The 12165-nt window shown below is 50.0% G+C and carries 22 protein-coding genes and 1 pseudogene; 14 read left to right on the top strand and 9 right to left on the bottom strand.

Translation table 11 applies throughout. The features are described from left to right. Positions 1 to 112: 112 nt before the first annotated feature. Positions 113 to 736, bottom strand: a complete 624-nt coding sequence (locus tag KDK15_RS17760) for a hypothetical protein (RefSeq protein ID WP_257296729.1) — start codon at positions 734 to 736, stop codon at positions 113 to 115. Between the two features lie 23 nt (positions 737 to 759). Further along, entirely contained in the window at positions 760 to 1005 is a 246-nt protein-coding gene (locus KDK15_RS17765; protein WP_257296730.1) for a helix-turn-helix domain-containing protein, read from the bottom strand. Between the two features lie 518 nt (positions 1006 to 1523). Here KDK15_RS17765 and KDK15_RS17770 point away from each other — a divergent pair. Both KDK15_RS17770 and KDK15_RS17775 read left to right on the top strand, forming a co-directional pair. After that, positions 1524 to 1781, top strand: coding sequence for a hypothetical protein (locus tag KDK15_RS17770; protein WP_257296731.1), 258 nt, complete (start codon positions 1524 to 1526; stop codon positions 1779 to 1781). A 25-nt stretch (positions 1782 to 1806) separates the two neighbouring features. Further along, entirely contained in the window at positions 1807 to 2025 is a 219-nt protein-coding gene (locus KDK15_RS17775; RefSeq protein ID WP_257296732.1) for a DUF4411 family protein, read from the top strand. Positions 2026 to 2115: 90 nt separating this feature from the next. Here the strand turns inward: KDK15_RS17775 and KDK15_RS17780 are convergent, their stop codons facing one another. After that, the gene (locus tag KDK15_RS17780) at positions 2116 to 2385 is read right to left on the bottom strand and encodes a hypothetical protein (protein WP_257296733.1); all 270 of its coding nucleotides are present in this window, start codon (positions 2383 to 2385) and stop codon (positions 2116 to 2118) included. Between the two features lie 4 nt (positions 2386 to 2389). Here KDK15_RS17780 and KDK15_RS17785 point away from each other — a divergent pair, with 4 nt between their 5' ends. The 5 genes from KDK15_RS17785 (at position 2390) to KDK15_RS17805 (ending at position 4195) form a co-directional block, all read left to right on the top strand. Continuing rightward, a complete protein-coding gene (locus KDK15_RS17785; RefSeq protein WP_257296748.1) occupies positions 2390 to 2599 on the top strand; it encodes a type I restriction-modification enzyme R subunit C-terminal domain-containing protein in 210 nt (69 codons plus the stop codon). 83 nt (positions 2600 to 2682) lie between these two features. After that, the gene (locus KDK15_RS17790; RefSeq protein WP_257296734.1) at positions 2683 to 2904 is read left to right on the top strand and encodes a DUF433 domain-containing protein; all 222 of its coding nucleotides are present in this window, start codon (positions 2683 to 2685) and stop codon (positions 2902 to 2904) included. Positions 2905 to 3016: 112 nt separating this feature from the next. After that, positions 3017 to 3157, top strand: coding sequence for a hypothetical protein (locus KDK15_RS17795; protein ID WP_257296735.1), 141 nt, complete (start codon positions 3017 to 3019; stop codon positions 3155 to 3157). 167 nt (positions 3158 to 3324) lie between these two features. Beyond that, positions 3325 to 3711, top strand: coding sequence for a hypothetical protein (locus KDK15_RS17800; RefSeq protein WP_373691402.1), 387 nt, complete (start codon positions 3325 to 3327; stop codon positions 3709 to 3711). A gap of 169 nt (positions 3712 to 3880) precedes the next feature. Continuing rightward, positions 3881 to 4195 carry a hypothetical protein gene (locus KDK15_RS17805; RefSeq protein ID WP_257296736.1) on the top strand — a complete coding sequence of 105 codons (315 nt, stop codon included), beginning with the start codon at positions 3881 to 3883 and terminating at the stop codon, positions 4193 to 4195. On the opposite strand, the gene KDK15_RS17810 is transcribed toward KDK15_RS17805, so the two are convergent. Next, a complete protein-coding gene (locus tag KDK15_RS17810; RefSeq protein ID WP_257296737.1) occupies positions 4142 to 4651 on the bottom strand; it encodes a helicase RepA family protein in 510 nt (169 codons plus the stop codon). The two genes, KDK15_RS17805 and KDK15_RS17810, sit on opposite strands and share 54 nt — an antisense overlap. Here KDK15_RS17810 and KDK15_RS17815 point away from each other — a divergent pair. Both KDK15_RS17815 and KDK15_RS17820 read left to right on the top strand, forming a co-directional pair. Beyond that, on the top strand, positions 4650 to 4883 hold the full coding sequence (locus KDK15_RS17815; protein WP_257296738.1) for a hypothetical protein: 234 nt from the start codon (positions 4650 to 4652) through the stop codon (positions 4881 to 4883). The genes KDK15_RS17810 and KDK15_RS17815 overlap by 2 nt on opposite strands. Positions 4884 to 4893: 10 nt before the next feature. After that, positions 4894 to 5070, top strand: a complete 177-nt coding sequence (locus KDK15_RS17820; RefSeq protein WP_257296739.1) for a hypothetical protein — start codon at positions 4894 to 4896, stop codon at positions 5068 to 5070. A 5-nt stretch (positions 5071 to 5075) separates the two neighbouring features. Here the strand turns inward: KDK15_RS17820 and KDK15_RS17825 are convergent, their stop codons facing one another. Together KDK15_RS17825 and KDK15_RS17830 are read right to left on the bottom strand one after the other, a co-directional pair. Next, on the bottom strand, positions 5076 to 5366 hold the full coding sequence (locus KDK15_RS17825; RefSeq protein ID WP_257296740.1) for a HigA family addiction module antitoxin: 291 nt from the start codon (positions 5364 to 5366) through the stop codon (positions 5076 to 5078). Beyond that, positions 5366 to 5644, bottom strand: coding sequence for a type II toxin-antitoxin system RelE/ParE family toxin (locus tag KDK15_RS17830; RefSeq protein WP_257296741.1), 279 nt, complete (start codon positions 5642 to 5644; stop codon positions 5366 to 5368). Before KDK15_RS17830 ends, KDK15_RS17825 begins: the two co-directional genes overlap by 1 nt. A gap of 47 nt (positions 5645 to 5691) precedes the next feature. Between KDK15_RS17830 and KDK15_RS17835 the strand changes: the two genes are divergently transcribed. Then, complete coding sequence (locus KDK15_RS17835; protein ID WP_257296742.1) at positions 5692 to 6702, top strand: type I restriction endonuclease; 1011 nt, start codon at positions 5692 to 5694, stop codon at positions 6700 to 6702. Continuing rightward, the gene (locus tag KDK15_RS17840) at positions 6596 to 8731 is read left to right on the top strand and encodes a DEAD/DEAH box helicase family protein (protein ID WP_257296743.1); all 2136 of its coding nucleotides are present in this window, start codon (positions 6596 to 6598) and stop codon (positions 8729 to 8731) included. The genes KDK15_RS17835 and KDK15_RS17840 overlap by 107 nt, the downstream gene beginning before the upstream one ends. A 137-nt stretch (positions 8732 to 8868) precedes the next feature. Here KDK15_RS17840 and KDK15_RS17845 read toward each other — a convergent pair. The 3 genes and pseudogenes from KDK15_RS17845 to KDK15_RS17855 all read right to left on the bottom strand — a co-directional run. Next, a pseudogene (locus tag KDK15_RS17845) lies at positions 8869 to 9280 on the bottom strand (ATP-binding protein); the annotation flags it as partial. 25 nt (positions 9281 to 9305) lie between these two features. Next, positions 9306 to 9644, bottom strand: coding sequence for a type II toxin-antitoxin system RelE/ParE family toxin (locus KDK15_RS17850; protein WP_257296744.1), 339 nt, complete (start codon positions 9642 to 9644; stop codon positions 9306 to 9308). Continuing rightward, entirely contained in the window at positions 9641 to 9892 is a 252-nt protein-coding gene (locus KDK15_RS17855) for a type II toxin-antitoxin system Phd/YefM family antitoxin (RefSeq protein ID WP_257296750.1), read from the bottom strand. Before KDK15_RS17855 ends, KDK15_RS17850 begins: the two co-directional genes overlap by 4 nt. Positions 9893 to 10009: 117 nt before the next feature. On the opposite strand from KDK15_RS17855, the gene KDK15_RS17860 reads away from it, so the two are divergent. The 3 genes from KDK15_RS17860 (at position 10010) to KDK15_RS17870 (ending at position 11766) form a co-directional block, all read left to right on the top strand. Continuing rightward, positions 10010 to 10183 carry a hypothetical protein gene (locus tag KDK15_RS17860; RefSeq protein ID WP_257296745.1) on the top strand — a complete coding sequence of 58 codons (174 nt, stop codon included), beginning with the start codon at positions 10010 to 10012 and terminating at the stop codon, positions 10181 to 10183. A 136-nt stretch (positions 10184 to 10319) separates the two neighbouring features. Further along, complete coding sequence (abiEi, locus tag KDK15_RS17865; RefSeq protein ID WP_257296746.1) at positions 10320 to 10862, top strand: type IV toxin-antitoxin system AbiEi family antitoxin; 543 nt, start codon at positions 10320 to 10322, stop codon at positions 10860 to 10862. Further along, complete coding sequence (locus KDK15_RS17870) at positions 10846 to 11766, top strand: nucleotidyl transferase AbiEii/AbiGii toxin family protein (protein ID WP_257296747.1); 921 nt, start codon at positions 10846 to 10848, stop codon at positions 11764 to 11766. Before abiEi ends, KDK15_RS17870 begins: the two co-directional genes overlap by 17 nt. The last annotated feature ends 399 nt before the right edge of the window (positions 11767 to 12165 follow it).

Below are 12165 nucleotides of genomic sequence, written 5' to 3' on the forward strand. Positions count from 1 at the left end.
CACGAACTCCGCAGACTTAACATCCCGTCTGCCCGACGGTAGGTCTACAAAAGACCGGATAAAGTTAGCAAGGAATGAACAAACACTCAAGCAGGCTCTACGCCTTCCTGTCTTATATCACCGCCCGATTGGGCGATGCTTTACGACGGGTTTGGTAAAAGCAACCTGCTGTCTTTCCACCTGGAAAAAAGCGTTTATGGAAATGCATGCCTTGATCGTTATGGCTGGATGAAATGCGTTGTAATGATGTCAGTTGATAGTGTTCATCATGAACCGGTATTAATAAGTCACCTGCTATCTGCCTTAAGCCGTATGACAATACCTCTTTATTTTTCAGATAAGCGTGGCTGGATACAGTTGCTGCTGAGTTCCAGAGATGCAGGCATTTCAGAGCGGCTTGTTGCTGCGTCTGGAGTTCTCTCTTTTTCTGATGGTTGCGCAGTATCGCCATTGCCCGCTGATTATTTTCTATAGCTTCTCTGCTTGCGGGCTTCTGATGTTGCTGTGACCACTGATACCAAGGCGGCCCCTGCCGATGACAGCCAAATGTGCCAAATGGATAAGGGTGGGTGTGGAGTACATACCATCCAGACTTCTTCCCTTTTTTGTCTGTTGGTGTGGCAAACCTGTGAACCTGCCCGTCATCAATGGGTAAAGAGGGAAGGTGAAAACCTTCCTCCGACATTTTTTCAGCAAATGCCTGACAGTGCCCGGCAGCGTTAACTATTTTCTTCATCAGCTATTTCCTGCTATCCGTGCTTATTTCACAAAGGTTTGTGTGCGGTTATCCATAAACTGCAAAATATCTGACCAGCGATAACGTACCCAACGCCCGACTTTGACGTAGGGCAGCTCGTATCTGCCTGTACTCCGCCATACGGCCAGTGTCTTCTCGCTTAAGTGCAATGCCTGGTCTGCCTGCTTTGGGGTAAGCAGTGTGTTCGGGGTGTAATCATTAATGCAGGGTGCGCTGGTGGTTTCGCTGTTTTGTACTTGGTCGCCCATGTGCTTTATCCCTTCCTGTGTGCTGTGAGTAGCTTACATTTGACCGAGGTTAACCTCGGTATGTGAGACAGTATGTAAGAGGGATTTCAGGATGAGCAATGGAGGACTATGGGTTAGGTAGGGTTAACCCTACCTGGGGGCAGGTTGCGATGCTATGTGTGGCGGGAAGCTATTGACTTTCGTTTTCTCTGCTACGGGAGGCTTTTAAAAATTCATTTTTTGGGGGATAAGCTTTGCTTCCTTTGGGATGCCAGTTCAGCACTTTCATAATGTCATTAAATACCGTTGGCTTTTTCAGAACCTCGGGAAAGCTGTTCGACATGAATGCCTCGGCTGCCTTCCTGATGCTTTTTCCGTTTGTGCCATGTCGCTGAAGGTGTAGATATGTTTTGTTGGCTACTTCCAATTTTCGGGATAAATAAGGGTTTTCACAATCGATCAAATGTCATCGCTCAGACTGAGGAAAGCTATCTGTTGAGGAATTTCGCGGCTTTGCCATCAGCGATGAGTATGCCCCATTGATTTTTATCAATGCTGCTGATGCCCCGGCTGCCCGTTTGTTTACCCTGATTCATGAACTGAAAAAGTTTCGCAATAAAAAAAGCGGTGGTGGTTCATTTAACCTTAATCTGAAAACGCGGAATGGTGCTCTTTTTTCTACGGCTGTTGTTGGTGCCGCTTCCGAAGGGCGCTTGCTACTCAGGGATGCTGCCCGACTTTTGAATATCAATAAGATCAGTACTCTCAACGAATTTGCCAAATCTCTGAATGGATAGTCTCTTAATGTAGGGTGAGCTGTTGATGCAATACCTTTTGGACGCGAACACGTTTATCCAGGCGAAAAACCAATACTATGCTATGGACATCTGTCCCGGGTATTGGGATTGGCTTGAGCGGGAGAATGGCCTGGGTCGTATAGGCAGTATCAGTGAAGTCGCCAGGGAGTTGAAAAAGCAGGAAGACGAGTTGAGTTCCAGGGTTAAAGGACGAAATGAACCGGATTTTTTTTCTGCCTGTTGATGATCAGCAGACGCAGGAAATCCATACGGAAATCGCCAATTATGTCGTTCAAAACTATGAAGAGAAGCACTTTGCGCCTTTTCTCAATTCTTAAAACATTGGCCCAGTACACTTACCGTTAATCATCTGACCATGGCAGGTTGGATGGTTGGCTGTTTTGGGCAGAATAGAGCCGTGACAAACGCCATTCACCACAGCACCAATGCATTCGTCTGACCGGTATACTTTTGTACCATGGTTGGGCTGTGTCACCCTTCTGGCTGATGAATTCTGAATGCCTCGATTCATGGTGCTGACATAGAAATCCATCTGTTGCTGATATTCAGAGGCCAGGCAATGCTCGTAGGTAAGAGAGTCCATTTATCTGAACAGCCAGCAGATCCGTTTTCTGGATATGCTGAAAAACCATATCCGCGACTATGGCACCATCGAAATGGCGCAACTGTTTGACCAGCCCTTTACCCGCATTCATGGCGAAGGCATTACCGGCCTGTTTCCGGATATGGCGCAGGTAATGGCCATTAAGGCCATTGTGGATGGGATATCAGTTGATATTGGCAAGGCAACGACCTGAGCGGCCTGTATAGAGCAATGGCGATTGAGTCATTGCAAGACTAGAATAGGTCGGGGATAAGTCACGGCGAAAGGAGATAGCAAGTGATTGACGGCAATATCTGGGTAGAGTGTAAGCCAGACGTGATGAGAGGCAAACCCTGCATCAAAGGTACCCGGATTACAGTGGAAAGCATTCTGGAGATGCTGGGTTCAGGCATGACCTATGGGGAGATTATTTCTGATTTTCCCAGCCTGGATGAAGCGAGAATCCGGGCAGCTCTGGAGTATGCAGCGAGCCACCTGCCAAAAGGCGATGCTGCGTAGTGCTGCTGATTGATGAGAACCTGTCCTACAAGCTGGCGGCGAGAATCAGTAACCGGTTCTTGGGAGTGGTTGCCGTTTCAAGGGCTACCTTTCCCTGCGGGTTCTGGCCGAGTTGCTGGATCGTTCGCCAGACCCGCTGCGGCAGAGCTACCTGAACCAGATGGTGAAAGACAAGGTACTGCGCCGGGCTTTTCCCATGGAGCCCAATTCACCGAAACAGGCATACACTTCTGCGGCCCCTGATGAAGGTTGAGCCGTTCCTCTACTGAATGTTTAATAGGCGGCTACCTCTGTCGCCGGTATAATTACCACCATTTTTTATCAAGGTAACCGAGTCCATGATCACCGGCGATCTGAAAAGCAACATCGACAAGCTCCCTGGACTCCATACATTCGGAAGATGATGTCTGGTTCTACGACTTGGCCAACGACGGTTATAGTCTGGATGACAAGCGAAATCCCATTGCCAAAAATGACCTGCCTCATTTGATTGCCAGTTGGAAGCAGTACCGCAAAAGCAAAGGGCGACCGGTGGATGACTTTACTGGCCACAAACTCTGTCATTCCCACGAAGGCGGGAACCCATCTCTCATTGAAAACAATGACTGGCAGGATCGCACACAGAAGGCATTTGTCGTACCTCGGGCTGATCTGAAGGCCAATAAATACGATCTTTCCATCAACCGTTATAAAGAGGTGGTGTATCAGGAAGAGCAGTATGAGCCGCCTGAAGATATTCTGGCACGATTGAAGGCACTGGAGGCTGATATTCAGAAGGAGCTGGTGGAGTTGGAGGGAATGCTGTGAGCTGGCCTTTAGTTAAACTGAAAGATGTTGTTCCTGCAAAACCATGTAAGTTATCCGGTTTTGACCTCGTTCCCACGGTCTCCGTGGGAATGCATAGCCATCCGCAAGCTGTGAGCATACAGCAGCCACAGAACGCTACCGCTCAGAGCGTAGGAGCGAGGAAAAAAACATGAAAGGGTTAGCCATTAACCATCAGATGCTCCATGACGTCAAAATGCCAATGCGAAAGGATTACCTCACGGGTAATGTCTCGCTGGGCTATCCAAAAACACGCATCCTTTATGATATTCAGGATGATAAGATTGAACTGAAAATCCCTGCCTTTCTGGCTCTGGAACTATACCGAAAGGGTTGTATTCCCCAGGATCCGGAGGTGACATTTCCCGTCAGCCTGAGCGGGAAGAAAATAGGTATGTACCGGCTGGCAGATTTACGCTATCCCGATACTGGTGAAAATATCAGCATTACATTGGTCAAAGCCTGAATAACCTGGTTCCCACGGTCCTCCGTGGGAATGTATATAACCGCAAAGTTCACCAGACACCATTCTGGACCGGACGGCCTGCCACAGGGTTTCCTGATTTTTTGACAGGGTCACTGCTTTATCAGCGCCTTCGCTTTCCTCCGGGGGCTCACGCCCGTTCAGGCTGGCTACCAGTGTTGTGACTTCCTCCTGATCCGAATCGAACCTGAGAAACCGGGGGACCATATCAAAGGCTTGGGTTGGCGGTGGCTCTGAGTCTTTGGCTTTGGTGCATTTCAGGGTGTAAGACATGCCTTTTTCCGGGCGGTCAATGCAGAACTCAAAGTCGCAGGCAGCACGTAAAGCGGACGATCCTCTGGCATCACGATCTTTATTCTTACCGGTATGGTGAACAACAATAACAGTAACACCCGTCTCAGCCCGGATTTTATCGCAGCCTGCCACAAACAGATTCATGTCTGCTACAGAAATTCGTGCCCGGCAAAACAAACTCAGCCGTGAGTTGAATATTTCGGCCCAGGACAAGCGGGCGACGCTGTGGCAGATTGCGCAGTTCTGTAGCGAGAAGATGGAAAGGCCGGATGGTGAGTTGTGTATGCGTAACCCAAAGGCCGCTACGGCTGCTATTACCGAGCTGAACAAGATGGAGGGGTATTACAGACTTCAGGAAGCGGCTTTATTGGGATGAATTCAAACAATTGCTGATGGTCTTAGCGCCACTAGATGAACAGGCTTCAATCGTTGCCCATATCGAAACAGAGTCCACCAAAATAGACAAAGCCATCACCGTCCACCAGCAACAAATTGAACGACTAAAAGAGTACAAAGCCACCCTGATCAACAGCGCCGTAACCGGCAAAATCAAGGTGGCCTGAGGGCATCAGGCGGCATCTGGCCGGTAGGGGGTAACGTCCAGTTCTTTCTGCTTCAGGTGCCACAGGTCATAGTCGTTTTGCATCGCCAGCCAGACCCCGGCAGAGGGGTTGTGAAACACCTTTTCCAGCCGGAGTGCCATCTCTGAGGTGATGGCACCTCGACCATTGACCACCTTGGACAGGGTTTTGCGGCTGACGTTCAACAGCTCTGCGGCTTTGGTGATGCTGACACCCAGAGGTTTGAGAATGTCTTCTCCCAGTATTTCACCGGGGTGAGGTGGGTTGTGCATGTCCATCAGTGGTAATCCTCGTAGTTTACGATTTCAACACCGGATGCAGTGAGTCGGAAAGTGACGCGCCAGTTACCACTGACGGTGACTGACCAGACTCCCTGCCGCTCGCCTTTCAGAGGGTGGAGCCGAAACCCTGGTACATCCATGTCGGACGGGGTTGTGGCCCGGTTTAACAAAAAGAGAATCCGTCCCAGTTTTTTGGCATGTTGCGCCTGTATTCCCGAGGTTCTACCGGTACGATAGAACCGCTCCAACCCTTTGTGCAGAAAACTGAGTATCATAGCTGAAGTGTAACCTTTAAGGTTCCAGTGTCAATTGAGAGATGATTATGGTCAGCCAAACCAACGAGCAGGCACTTGAGGCCGCCATCGAACAGCAGCTTACCGGCACCTGCCTTGAACACAGGGACAGGGTAGCAGAGGGGGGCGCCACCGTTGCGCCAAACCACGTTTACCGGCTGGGTTATGCACAGGATTTTAATGCCCATTACGCTGTGGATAACCAACAGTTCTGGGCATTCCTGGAGGCGACCCAGGGCGATGAACTGGCAAAGCTGCAAAAATCCGGAGCGGACTGGCAACAGAAAATTCTCGACCGCTATGACCGGCTGGTGAAGAAGTACGGTTTGCTGCATCTGCTGAAGAAAGGGCTGGATGTGGATAACGCCCATTTGACGCTGTTCTACCCGGCACCGCTGGCCAGCAGCTCGGAGAAAGTGAAAGCCCGGTTTGCGGCCAATATTTTCAGCACTACCCGACAGGTGCATTATTCGCTGGCCAACCGGCGGGAAGCCATTGACCAGGTGTTGTTTATTAACGGCCTGCCCTTTGCCACCCTGGAGCTAAAGAATCCGTGGACCGGGCAGACCGCCCGTTACCATGGGCAGAAGCAGTACCGGCAGGACCGGGATACCAGCCAGCCCCTGTTGCAGTTTGGCCGTTGTCTGGTGCATATGGCGGTGGACACCGATGAGGTGTACATGACCACCAAACTGGCCGGTGAGCATACCTGGTTTCTGCCGTTTAACCAGGGGTATGCCCTGGGGGCCGGGAATCCACCCAATCCGAAGGGGCATAAAACGGCCTATTTGTGGCAAGAGGTGTTTCGCCGGGAGAGTGTCGCCAATATTATCCAGCACTTTGCCCGGCTCGATGGCAGCAAGAAAGACAAGCTCCCCAGGCGCACGCTGTTTTTCCCCCCGCTATCACCAGCTGGATGTGGTCCGTCGGCTGGTGGCCCACGCGGTACAGGCGGGGGTTGGTCAGACCTATTTGATTCAGCACTCGGCGGGTTCCGGGAAATCCAACTCCATCACCTGGGCGGCGTATCAGTTGATTGAGGCCTATCCTGCCAATGACGGGGTACCCGGTGCCCGGTCGGTGGATCAGCCGTTGTTTGACTCGGTGATTGTGGTGACGGACCGGCGCTTGCTGGATAAACAACTGCGGGAGAATATCAGGGAGTTCTCCGAGGTTAAAAATATTCTGGCACCGGCCCACAAGTTGGCAGAGCTAAAGGCCGCCCTGGAGCAGGGCAAGAAGATTATTATTACCACCATTCAGAAATTTCCGTTCATTATTGATGGCATCAGCGACCTGAGCAACAACCGGTTTGCGGTGATTATTGATGAGGCCCACAGCTCCCAGAGTGGTTCAGCCCACGATAATATGAACCGGGCGATTGGCACCGGGGGCAATGAGGATGACGAGGCGCTGGATGCCCAGGATAAAATTCTCAAGGCGATGCGCTCCCGCAAAATGCGGGGCAATGCCTCCTACTTTGCCTTTACCGCCACACCGAAAAGTACGACGCTGGAAAAGTTTGGTACACGACAACAGGATGGCAGTTTTCATCCGTTCCACCTCTACTCCATGAAGCAGGCCATTGAGGAAGGGTTTATTCTCGATGTGCTGGCCAATTACACCACCTACAAAAGTTACTACGAGATCCAGAAGTCCATTCAGGACAACCCCCTGTTTGATACCCGCAAGGCGCAGAAGAAGCTGAAAGCCTTTGTAGAGCGCCATCAGCAGACCATTAACCTCAAAGCTGAGATTATGCTGGACCATTTTATGGAGCAGGTGGTGAGCAATAAGCACAAGCTGAAGGGCAAAGCCAAGGGGATGGTGATCACCCAGAATATTGAGTCGGCGATTCGCTATTACCATGCCCTGACACGGCTGCTGGCCGACGGGGGGCAGCCGTTTAAGGCGTTGATTGCCTTTTCCGGCAGTAAAGCGGTGGACGGTATTGAGTATTCCGAGCCCGAGATTAACGGGTTTTCCGAGAGTGATACCCGTGACCGGTTTGATACGGACGACTACCGGCTGCTGGTGGTGGCCAACAAGTACCTGACGGGCTTTGACCAGCCGAAGCTATGCACCATGTATGTGGATAAAAAGCTTCAGGGGGTGCTGGCGGTGCAGGCGCTGTCCCGTTTGAACCGGGCGGCTCCCAAGCTGAACAAGAAGACGGAAGACCTGTTTATTCTGGACTTCTTTAACGAGGTGGAAGATATCAAGGCGGCTTTTGACCCGTTTTACACCGCCACCAGCCTTTCGGAAGCGACGGATGTCAACGTACTCCATGAACTGAAGGCTGTGCTGGACGAGGTTGGGGTGTATGAGTGGGCAGAGGTGGAACAGTTTGTTGAATGGTACTTTGATAATGCCGATGCCCAGCAGTTAAGCCCAATTATTGATGTGGCGGCAGACCGCTTTAATCGTGAGCTGGAACTGGAAGAGCAGGATAAGGCGGATTTCAAGATCAAGGCCAAACAGTTCGTGAAGATTTACGGCCAGATGGCGGCCATTATGCCCTTTGAGATCGTCGTCTGGGAAAAGCTGTTCTGGTTTTTGAAGTTCCTGATTCCCAAGTTGGTTCTGCAAGACCCGGAGGCAGACCAGATTGATGAGTTGCTGAACTCGGTGGATTTGTCCTCCTACGGCCTGCAACGGGTGAGGCTGAACCATGCCATTAGCCTGGATGCCAGCGAAACCGAGCTTGCCCCCCAGAACCCCAATTTACGGGGAGCCCATGGTGGTGAGGAGGAAAAAGACCCGCTGGACGCTATTATTCAGTCGTTTAATGAGCGGTGGTTTCAGGGATGGTCTGCCACGCCGGAAGAACAACGGGTGAAGTTTATGAGCATGGCCAGCAGTATTTGTAACCATCCGGACTTTGCCGCCAAGTACCAGGGGACCGATGATCGCCATAACCGGGATTTGGCCTTTAACAAGATTTTTGATGAGGTGATGCTGAATAACCGGCGCAATGAGCTGGAGCTGTATCGGTTGCTGGCCACGGATGCGGCGTTTAAGGCGGCGATGCAGCAGAGTTTGCGGGAGATGTTGGATGGTAGAGTCTGACATGTGCAAATATACAGTAGTTAGCACCACTTGCGGAACAAAAATTTTCCGGGTTGAATGCCGCCTATTATTCGGCCACCCATTCCGGAAACATTCGGCCACCCCCATCGGAGCGCAGCGACGCATCGGTTTGCAGCTTAGGACGTAGGTTCGGACTTCGCCAGTTTTGCTTGTTTCTTGCGCAGTGACTCACCCTTTAAAGGGACGCGGTGAGCGTTATGAATCAGCCGGTTCAGAATCGCATCTGCCAGTGTCGGATCACCGATCAGTTCATGCCAGTGATCAACCGGCATCTGGCTGGTAATCAAGGTGCTCTTGAGGTTGTGCCGGTCTTCAACCAGCTCCAGCAAGTCTCGCCTCTGACTCTCGTTTAAGGGGGCCAGCCCCCAGTCATCCAGAAGGAGTAAGTCGGTTTTGGCCAGCGTCGTCATGATCTTCAGGTAAACGACCATCAGCACGGGCAAGGCTCAGGTCCTGAAGCAGTCTTGGCAGCCTCTGGTATTGGACTGTATAACCATCACGACAGGGCTTATCGTCCAACCCGTTTGCTGGATTGACTGATGTTGATAATTGGTTACCGGCGGAACACAAACTGTTCCAATAAACGGCTGGTCTTTTGAAACTGGCTCATAAAGATAAAGGTCACGATGACGGCTTTCGAGTCATCAACCCGGTAGAGGATCCTGTAACCATCTTTATGGTATTCACGAAACTGCACGCCAAAATAACGTTCGAGGTCGTAATTGACGGGGCATGATTTTGGGTTCTTAGTGACTTGCGTCTCAAAAGCCGCCTGGATTTCAGCAAGTTTATCGATATGGCCTCGCAGGCTTTCAGGATGTCTGGACGCATTGTGTTCTATCACCAGCTCCATAGAGAGCTGATAGGACTCAAGGTAGATAACCCGCATCATTTATTATCCAGATACTTTGCCCTGATATTGTTCAGCACCTGGTCACCCGACAGTGTTTTGCCTTCTGCCTCGTCTTTAGCGCCAAAAGACAATAGCTTCAGCAACGCGGTTGCTTCTTCCCTGCGCTCTCTATCCTCAAAGGATTCAATGACATAGACTGGCTTGCCATTTTGTGTCACGACGATCGGTTCTTCCAGGTCCAGGTTAGCCGCATTCTTTTTTACGAAGCTGATCGGTTCAATTCTCATCACTCTGCCTCCTGTTCATGGTCTGAATATAGTCCATATATAGATCTTTTGCTATCGGGGTTTGGCTGGCTACTTTGACGATTTTGTTTATGTCTCTAATTTTGGGTGCAAAATTTTTTGAAACTGGATGCTCAACGGGTTGTGGCGTCGGCTCAGATCAAACCGGATTATGCCAATGCTCAGCCAGAAGAGCTGATCGATCGATATGTGATGCAGCTCCCGGAAACGACTGCCAGAAACCAGCTTGAGGGTATTGCTATTAGACGAAACCGGTATTGTACGAAGACCTAGAAAAGATTGATGGATAAGTAGACACAAATATCACTATTTAGTGTTATTAAGTTTTATATGTTGTGGTTTCTGCTATTATGTGGACAGATATACAGTGTTTAAATGATTAAAATGTCTATATAAAGGATTAGTAACGATGGATCAGGCCACTGCAATCCACCGGCTATCGGCTTTTGACCGGATGGGGCATTCGGTTTTTACCACCAGGGATTTGGGCAAAATCTTTATTGAAGATTCCCCTCGGGCGTTTCAGGCCGGGCTGGTCCGACTGGTTAAGAATGATATTCTCCGGCGGATGATGAAAGGGATTTATACGTTCCCCCTGTCAAGCGCCCCGGGCAGCGATATTCTTGAGCGGATCGCCATAGCCTTGCGAAGGGGTGAGTACAACTACATCAGTCTGGAATCAGCGCTATCAGAGTACGGAGTCATTTCCCAGATTCCTGTCGATCGGCTGACCATCATGACCACAGGCCGAAAGGGAGAGTATAAAACCCCCTTTGGGGTTCTGGAATTTACCCATACCCGTCGCTCAGTCGCCGATATTCTGGACAGTGCCGTTGATCGTGACAGACCGTTAAAAATCGCCACGCCTGAGGCGGCCATGCGAGATTTAAGGCGTGTTGGGAGGAATATTCATCTGGTGAAGGAGGCACAGGGTTATGAAAATGACCACTGAAGATTTTTCACTGCTGGTTGAGCGGATTATGCAAAATAATAATCTCGCACTAATGCGGCCAGTCGTTGAAAAAGAGCTGCTTCACTATGACATTCTGTTCTGTCTTGATCAGGAAGGCCTGTTGGATCATTTGGTGTTTCAGGGCGGTACGTCGCTTCGTCTGTGTCATGGCGGTAACCGGTTCAGTGAGGATCTGGATTTTGTGGGAGGCGTGGATTTTTCATCAGCGTCTCTTGCCAATATAAAGACATGTATTGAGGACTATATTGGGGCCAGATATGGATTGGAGGTATTGGTTAAAGAGCCGGCGGCTCTCAGAAAAGAGCCTTGTTATGCGAAAATGAACATTGATAAATGGCAAATCTCGGTAATAACCTCTCCGAAGCGTAAAGATATTCCCCGACAAAAAATCAAGATTGAAGTCGCTAATGTTCCGGCATATACCAAAGAAGCATTGCCGTTGCGAGTGAATTACCCGTTTCTCCCCGATGGCTATGGAGACACCCTGGTATTCACTGAAACCCTTGATGAAGTCCTGGCAGACAAGCTGATCGCCTTGCCTGCAACGCAAAAATACATTCGTTACCGCGATATATGGGATCTGCCCTGGCTTCAGCAACAGGGTGCTGAAGTGAGTGTTGAGCTGGTGAAGAACAAAGTGAATGATTACCGGCTTGATGACTTTGAACAGCGCCTGGATCAGCTGATTCCGAATATAACTGAAATGGTATCCGGTGGTGGGCTTAAAGCTGAAATGCGGCGATTTTTACCTTCCGATGTCTATGAGCGCACATTGGGGAAGGAGAAATTTGAAAGCTACTTGTCAGGGACGTTGCAAAAACTGTTTAGTCGATTGAGGGGAGCGCTTTATGGTGAGGGTGAGTCTCCTGAGTTCAGGATGTGACTGTAGTGGAATGTTCTTTTCTGGAGTAATGATGACCAATGAATAACAGTACCTGGATTGATTTTCCTGGCCATTGGTTCCTTAATTTTTACCGGGCTTGCCAGTCTTACCAAATCCCTGTCAGTGCCGATTCGGGTTATTGACTCAGTCTTATTAAGTTGGCTGGAAAGCCTTCAGGCAGAGACTTATTTAAAAGAGCTTTAGTGCCAGCATATTTACCGTCTCGACTACATTCGGTAGTTAATAAACGGTACACTCCCCCGGCAACTGATTTTCCATAGCCTGTCTGCTCATGACTCCCCAGCATTATTGTCTTTGATGCCAGATACTCATTATGTCCAACTCATAGAATTTCAGACAACCGGTTGGTTGCTCCCACGGAACGCAAGGAGTTGATCC

It is taken from the genome of Endozoicomonas sp. YOMI1 (genome assembly GCF_024606345.1).
Taxonomy (GTDB): domain Bacteria; phylum Pseudomonadota; class Gammaproteobacteria; order Pseudomonadales; family Endozoicomonadaceae; genus Endozoicomonas.

Coding starts and splice junctions, on each gene's coding strand:
- KDK15_RS17870 (WP_257296747.1), top strand. CDS start 10,846: ATGAAAATGACCACTGAAGATTTTTCACTGCTGGTTGAGCGGATTATG.
- abiEi (WP_257296746.1), top strand. CDS start 10,320: ATGGATCAGGCCACTGCAATCCACCGGCTATCGGCTTTTGACCGGATG.
- KDK15_RS17760 (WP_257296729.1), bottom strand. CDS start 736: ATGAAGAAAATAGTTAACGCTGCCGGGCACTGTCAGGCATTTGCTGAA.
- KDK15_RS17775 (WP_257296732.1), top strand. CDS start 1,807: ATGCAATACCTTTTGGACGCGAACACGTTTATCCAGGCGAAAAACCAA.
- KDK15_RS17855 (WP_257296750.1), bottom strand. CDS start 9,892: ATGAGAATTGAACCGATCAGCTTCGTAAAAAAGAATGCGGCTAACCTG.
- KDK15_RS17835 (WP_257296742.1), top strand. CDS start 5,692: ATGGTCAGCCAAACCAACGAGCAGGCACTTGAGGCCGCCATCGAACAG.
- KDK15_RS17830 (WP_257296741.1), bottom strand. CDS start 5,644: ATGATACTCAGTTTTCTGCACAAAGGGTTGGAGCGGTTCTATCGTACC.
- KDK15_RS17805 (WP_257296736.1), top strand. CDS start 3,881: ATGAAAGGGTTAGCCATTAACCATCAGATGCTCCATGACGTCAAAATG.
- KDK15_RS17825 (WP_257296740.1), bottom strand. CDS start 5,366: ATGGACATGCACAACCCACCTCACCCCGGTGAAATACTGGGAGAAGAC.
- KDK15_RS17850 (WP_257296744.1), bottom strand. CDS start 9,644: ATGATGCGGGTTATCTACCTTGAGTCCTATCAGCTCTCTATGGAGCTG.
- KDK15_RS17815 (WP_257296738.1), top strand. CDS start 4,650: ATGTCTGCTACAGAAATTCGTGCCCGGCAAAACAAACTCAGCCGTGAG.
- KDK15_RS17810 (WP_257296737.1), bottom strand. CDS start 4,651: ATGAATCTGTTTGTGGCAGGCTGCGATAAAATCCGGGCTGAGACGGGT.
- KDK15_RS17780 (WP_257296733.1), bottom strand. CDS start 2,385: ATGGACTCTCTTACCTACGAGCATTGCCTGGCCTCTGAATATCAGCAA.
- KDK15_RS17765 (WP_257296730.1), bottom strand. CDS start 1,005: ATGGGCGACCAAGTACAAAACAGCGAAACCACCAGCGCACCCTGCATT.